The sequence below is a fragment of the Clostridium aromativorans genome (assembly GCF_020908015.1).
Lineage (GTDB): Bacteria > Bacillota > Clostridia > Clostridiales > Clostridiaceae > Clostridium_B > Clostridium_B aromativorans.
Genome location: NZ_JAJJPB010000061.1, coordinates 1 through 5,406, shown reverse-complemented (window position 1 = coordinate 5,406; position 5,406 = coordinate 1). Strand labels below are relative to the sequence as shown.

Here is a 5,406-nt window from a genome sequence, read left to right as displayed (position 1 = left end):
GGTGAAGTGTATTTAAGGGAAAGCATTATGATACTGTTTATCAACCTAACTATAAATCTACTAAAAAATTGTCTTGACAAAGGGGTGCACTTTAGATATATATTCCTTTATTAGCGCCTTCTATATACATAGTTCCTATAAATTCACGAATTCCCTTAACTAATTCAGTATGTTCTGCGTTTGACTTGAACTAAAATTAGGATCAGTTGATGTTACCTCAAATTGGTTATATTCATCATCACAATAGGATACATATAACTCCCAAGCACCAGTTTTTACATCTTTTAATATAGAAACATAATCATAATTTTGCAATTCCTTGCTCATCCCAATTAAGTTCTTGTTCATATCATTAAAATTCTTGTTGACAGCCTTTATTGGTTCACATTTATGGCTTACTGTTTTTCTATTAATAAATTCCCTTCATCCTGAACAGAGTTTTTCTGAATTGAGGAGATTATATTTTTTAAATCTAAAGAAATTTCATTTTCATCACTCATTTTTTCTGTAACCTCCTATAATTTTTAAAATTCAGTTTCATTAATTATTTTACATTCAATTTCGTTTTCTTCAAAAACTCTAACAAGATTTTCAACATCATCTTTCGCACGGGAATTTCCTAGAGTCCATTTATATCTATCATATATAAGCGGAAAAGATACAAAATTTTCTTTAATTGGGACTACTACAACTTCGTACTTACTAGGGAATATTAATGTTGATGATTTTTCATCCATTATTTCATAGTTATCCCTTTTTCCGTATAAGCCATAAAAACCTACTTTAATCATGGAAATTCCTTTACTTTTAAACATGCCTACAAATTTTTGTATGTCAGGTTTATTGTAGTTAAAAAGTTCTTTCCATTTCATTATAATTTGCTCCCTCCTTACAACACCTCATTATGGATTTTGTTATATTTTTCAAATAGCAAAATCCCAACTCTGCTATAAATATACCAACCATATAGATTAAATACTATCCTTAATTTCACAGATTATTGCTTTCATTATTGGATTTTTTCTTGGCATCTTCTATGGATTCATCATCCAAGGCCTGGTAGATGTATTCATACAAATCATTTTCTCTCTGCCAAATCGTACTTTCATTGTAATTTAAGATTATACTTATCTTGCTGTTTAAAAATCCCTTCTTGAATCTCATATCTAAAATTTCACAGTCATTCTTGTTGGTTTTTCTAATGGATTCCATTATCAAATCTATCTGGCAGTTGTTGAACTTTAAAGTTTTTATTTTTCTCTTTATTGAATCTATTTTTTTCAATATTTTTTCTTTCTCAATATCGGTAATAAGTTTATTTTCGCTTAGCCCATAATTTAACACTTCTAGTTGCCTTTCAAATAAAGCTATTAAAGCAAGATCCCTGTAATAACTCTTTAAAATTTGAGTTACAATTCTAGTATGTTTCTTCATATGATTTACCGCCCCTTATATCAACTTTTTTGTTTTATCTATGAAAAACTTGTATTTTTTCCCCGGTATACTTATTTTTCTTATTTGTTTTTCATCATCAACAATAATTATTATCCTCATGGAGTTGCTCTTCTCCATGGCAGGAACAATCACAGACTCTTGTCCGTCTTTAACCAGTGCTATGTCAAAAAATTTGTTTCCCTCTATAAAAGACAAAATATAAGGGAATTTTGATACAGTACACCAGCTTGCACCAAACATTTTATGTATATAGCTATAGGCATCTAATGCCTTAAGTAAATCTCTGTTTATTTTATCAACTGTTGGGTAAAGTAAAAGGTCTCCCTCTTTTTTAAGATAAGGAACTTGTTTTGCCATAAGAGGTTCTATCAATTCATCTATATCATTAATTCCAGTTATGTCTTTTATTTGGGAAATAGTAAGATGCCCAAACTGCTTCAATAAATCCATTATTTGTTTTTGATCTTTTGATAAATAAAACACGTAATCAACTCCAATGCATTTATTTTAGAAGGGAGGGCTTTGCCTATGGCAAAACCCTTATAAAGACATAAATACACAAACATGAAAAACTATGATATGACAATTAAATTAAGATAAGATTTTATCCTATATTTTTTTACCCTCATTTACATGATAACTAAAAATCAAAAAAATAACCTTGTTTTAAAATTGTTTTTTATTTATTTAAAATTTTATTTTTATTGGCATCAGAAATGTTTTAGAACTCATTGATTTTTTACCAGAAGGACTCCTCATCCTCTTGGGTGTCATGTTCATCCTGCAGAAAACCGTCTTCCTTAAAATTTTCACAATCCTTAAAGAAATTTAATTGAGCACTCTTTTCCATAGGTTTTTTATCTCTCAACTTTTCCAGCCTGTGTATTTCATTTTCTATTTCCTCCCTTGACAATTCGTCATACCTCTTCACTTCATCAAATTTATTTTCAACTTGCAACTTTTCGCCTTCATTATTTTTGTTGTTATTTTTTTCTTCGATCATAGAAATTTCTTCATTTTTTGATTCACTGGATACAATATCAGTCTTTTCTTCTTTCCCCTGCTCCACAAAATCTTGCGCAACTGCTTTCCTATCCTCTTGTAAATTATTTTGTAAACCCTTTGGAACAACTTTTGACTCATCATTTCCTACGGCAGAATTTATTTTTTCTTCTACAATCTTTAGGATTTTACTTATAAAAATCAGTATTTCTTTTTCTGAAATTCTGAGGCGTGAAAATTCTTTCATAGGCTTTTTCTTACGTTTTCTAACCTCTTGCATTGCCCTTTCAATCATTTTTTCTTCGTCCAGATAATATTTTTCAGCCCACGGAAGCTTGTAGTCTCTAATGCCAGTTGGTTTAAGATGTTTTGCCATCTCATGCTCTGAATAATCCATTTTATACAGCATTAACGGCTGCTCTCCTCTATACATGAGTATGGCTTTCTTTCTGTCAAGTCTCAAGAGTTCGTCAGGGTTTTGCAGATTTCTTCCACTTGGTGATACATTCTGGGATCCAAAATCAGCTATTCCTTCAATTCCAGCTTTTTTGTTTGAAGAATGGGATTCCACCGTAGTAGGCCCTATATGTTCCGAAACTTGTTTTGCCGTCATGTCGTCGGATGCCCCCAAGAACAGCTGACTGTCACAGTTACCCAGGATTTCAAACCATGCATCATGTGGATATCTGTTCTTGAGTTGGGCTATGTTTTGGAATATTATAAAACATATTATACCCCTGGATCTTAAAGTAGATATCTTCTTTTTAAAATCAGGTATAGCACCAATATTTGGAAATTCGTCAAGAATAAAATACACTTCCTGCTGCTCTTCAATTGGTATCATCTTTTTGTAAAAATCAGCATACTTGGTGAGTTTCATAAATAGAAATGAGAAAAATAGACTTGCTACAAAGTCAAATGTACTTTCTGAATCGGATGTGATACAGAAATAAGCAGTTTTTTCATATTTAGGTGCTGTAAGATCTATATCACTTGTTGCAGTCAGGTTCTGGACTATTTCATTCTGGAAAATCTGCAACTTGGATCCAAGACCTATTACTATATTAGGCTTTATCTTGTCACTTGCCTGTGAATATATGGCATAAGGCATTTTGGCCGGATTTGTGCTGTCAAGCTGTGCAAACATTGCATCAAGTATCACTACATTTTTTGTCACTAGCATAGAATATACTGTCGCCAGATTTCTGTTTCCTTCCGGTACTACAGTGACTACATATAGCACTAGTGCTTTTAAAAGGTTCATCTCAGACTTTTCCCAGAACTCGTCCACTTTTCCATCAACCGGCCTTGTATTTGCCATAACAGTTTCGGCAAAACTCTGGGCTGAAATATCATCCGTAACTTCTGCCAGCGGGTTCCATCTATCCGAATGTATCATATGAACCAGGTTCAGCACCTTCACATTGTATCCTTCATGGTCTCTCAAAAAAGGCGCCATATCCTCAAATATCTCAGCTTTTGGATCAGTTATAACCATGGATTGTCCCATCCTGGCTATCTGCATTATTTGATTCCTAACAAACGCCCTTGATTTACCTGTACCTGCAGCACCATAAACAGCAACATTTTTGTTTGCTGTCACCGGAAGTGAAAGAGCAACGGTTTCAAATTTTCCTGACCTTCTAAGTTCTATACTGCCGCCTTTTTCTAGCTTTCCAAAGATTATTCCGCTGCCTGAAGTCCCGCTTTTAACAGTGAATATTTCCCTGGCCCTTTCATATGGCATCCATTCTGCAGTTCCGTATGTTCCCTGTTCAGGTATAGCGATAGGCCCGTCCTCTTTTTTATGACTTACGTGGCCTGCAACAAAAATCAGACCTGCAACAAAGCCAAAGAAAACAATGAAACATTTGAACCATTTGAAAAATACCATTTTATTTGCTATGAGAAGTTTCAGATTGCCTGCAAAACTTTGAGTTCCGTATGCATTGACAATATCTTCGACATGCCCTGAACTTGTAGCTATTATTGGTACAAACAAATATATGCTTATTATGAAGACAAGTATAAAGGCTACAGTATATTTAATTTTATTATTCTTAGACATTCAACCATCCTTTCCAACCTACATTTCTTCTCGGTCAGCTCAAGGATAGCATCTAAATATCGGTTTAAAATTTAGCATTTTCTTATTTATTATTTGGGTAAAAATTTGGATGAAAAACGAAATGAATGTTTGTCTCATTTTATATTAATAAAATCTCATTTAATGTATAAATATGTAATTGGACAAATTTCTATTAAAAATATTTAAAATGATAAACTTATAAATTTTTTCTAATATGAACTATACTTTAAAAGGGATTGAAGATTTTATATTTTCTAAAATTATTAAAGATTGCAATTAATTTTTACGAATTGTGACTTAATTATATGAATATTATAAATTGATGTTATTCTATTTATAATGTTATACTTATTGCAAATTACTGTCAATAATAATCAATCTACAAAAAAATCTATTTTTAAACAATCTTTTTTATAATTTCATTTACTAATTATCATATAATTTTATTTTTTAAAATAATCTACTATAAGCTTGTCTAAAGCTTCGCTAATCTGCTGAATTTGTTCTTTATCAGCATTGCCTTCTATTTTCTTATGCAACAATTTTCTTACTATCTCAATTTTCTCAGATAAATCTTTTTTCTTATCTAATTTCTCTTTCATAAAAATCTCCTTCATAACAATTATTTTGAAGTTATAACTGTCAGTGAACTACATCTCCATTGAAATGGAGAGCTTCGGATTCCCAATAAACCCCATGATAGAGCTCCACCGGTACATCTCCGGGGTATCCAAACCCACTACTGCTGGTATAGATTTCTCCATCCTACACAGATACTTTTTTAATATGTTGTAAGCTCCTACACAGTCTGCATTGTATATTTTGTTATTTTCCTTATATAAGCCCCTGTATTTTCTATT

General features: G+C 31.9%; 6 protein-coding genes and 1 pseudogene. All 7 read right to left on the bottom strand.

Annotated features, from left to right (window positions below; genetic code table 11):
• Nucleotides 1–159: 159 nt before the first annotated feature.
• Nucleotides 160–348 carry a hypothetical protein gene (locus LN736_RS18735; protein ID WP_179977692.1) on the bottom strand — a complete coding sequence of 63 codons (189 nt, stop codon included), beginning with the start codon at nucleotides 346–348 and terminating at the stop codon, nucleotides 160–162.
• Between the two features lie 176 nt (nucleotides 349–524).
• Entirely contained in the window at nucleotides 525–872 is a 348-nt protein-coding gene (locus LN736_RS18730) for a hypothetical protein (RefSeq protein ID WP_150356832.1), read from the bottom strand.
• 118 nt (nucleotides 873–990) lie between these two features.
• On the bottom strand, nucleotides 991–1,434 hold the full coding sequence (locus LN736_RS18725) for a hypothetical protein (protein ID WP_150356831.1): 444 nt from the start codon (nucleotides 1,432–1,434) through the stop codon (nucleotides 991–993).
• Between the two features lie 15 nt (nucleotides 1,435–1,449).
• Nucleotides 1,450–1,938, bottom strand: a complete 489-nt coding sequence (locus LN736_RS18720) for a DUF5697 family protein (protein ID WP_179977693.1) — start codon at nucleotides 1,936–1,938, stop codon at nucleotides 1,450–1,452.
• A gap of 256 nt (nucleotides 1,939–2,194) precedes the next feature.
• The gene (locus LN736_RS18715; RefSeq protein WP_179977694.1) at nucleotides 2,195–4,525 is read right to left on the bottom strand and encodes a VirD4-like conjugal transfer protein, CD1115 family; all 2,331 of its coding nucleotides are present in this window, start codon (nucleotides 4,523–4,525) and stop codon (nucleotides 2,195–2,197) included.
• A 464-nt stretch (nucleotides 4,526–4,989) separates the two neighbouring features.
• Complete coding sequence (locus LN736_RS18710; RefSeq protein ID WP_179977695.1) at nucleotides 4,990–5,148, bottom strand: Spo0E family sporulation regulatory protein-aspartic acid phosphatase; 159 nt, start codon at nucleotides 5,146–5,148, stop codon at nucleotides 4,990–4,992.
• Between the two features lie 48 nt (nucleotides 5,149–5,196).
• A pseudogene (locus LN736_RS18705) lies at nucleotides 5,197–5,406 on the bottom strand (hypothetical protein); the annotation flags it as partial.

Coding starts and splice junctions, on each gene's coding strand:
- LN736_RS18735 (WP_179977692.1), bottom strand. CDS start 348: ATGAACAAGAACTTAATTGGGATGAGCAAGGAATTGCAAAATTATGAT.
- LN736_RS18725 (WP_150356831.1), bottom strand. CDS start 1,434: ATGAAGAAACATACTAGAATTGTAACTCAAATTTTAAAGAGTTATTAC.
- LN736_RS18715 (WP_179977694.1), bottom strand. CDS start 4,525: ATGTCTAAGAATAATAAAATTAAATATACTGTAGCCTTTATACTTGTC.
- LN736_RS18730 (WP_150356832.1), bottom strand. CDS start 872: ATGAAATGGAAAGAACTTTTTAACTACAATAAACCTGACATACAAAAA.
- LN736_RS18710 (WP_179977695.1), bottom strand. CDS start 5,148: ATGAAAGAGAAATTAGATAAGAAAAAAGATTTATCTGAGAAAATTGAG.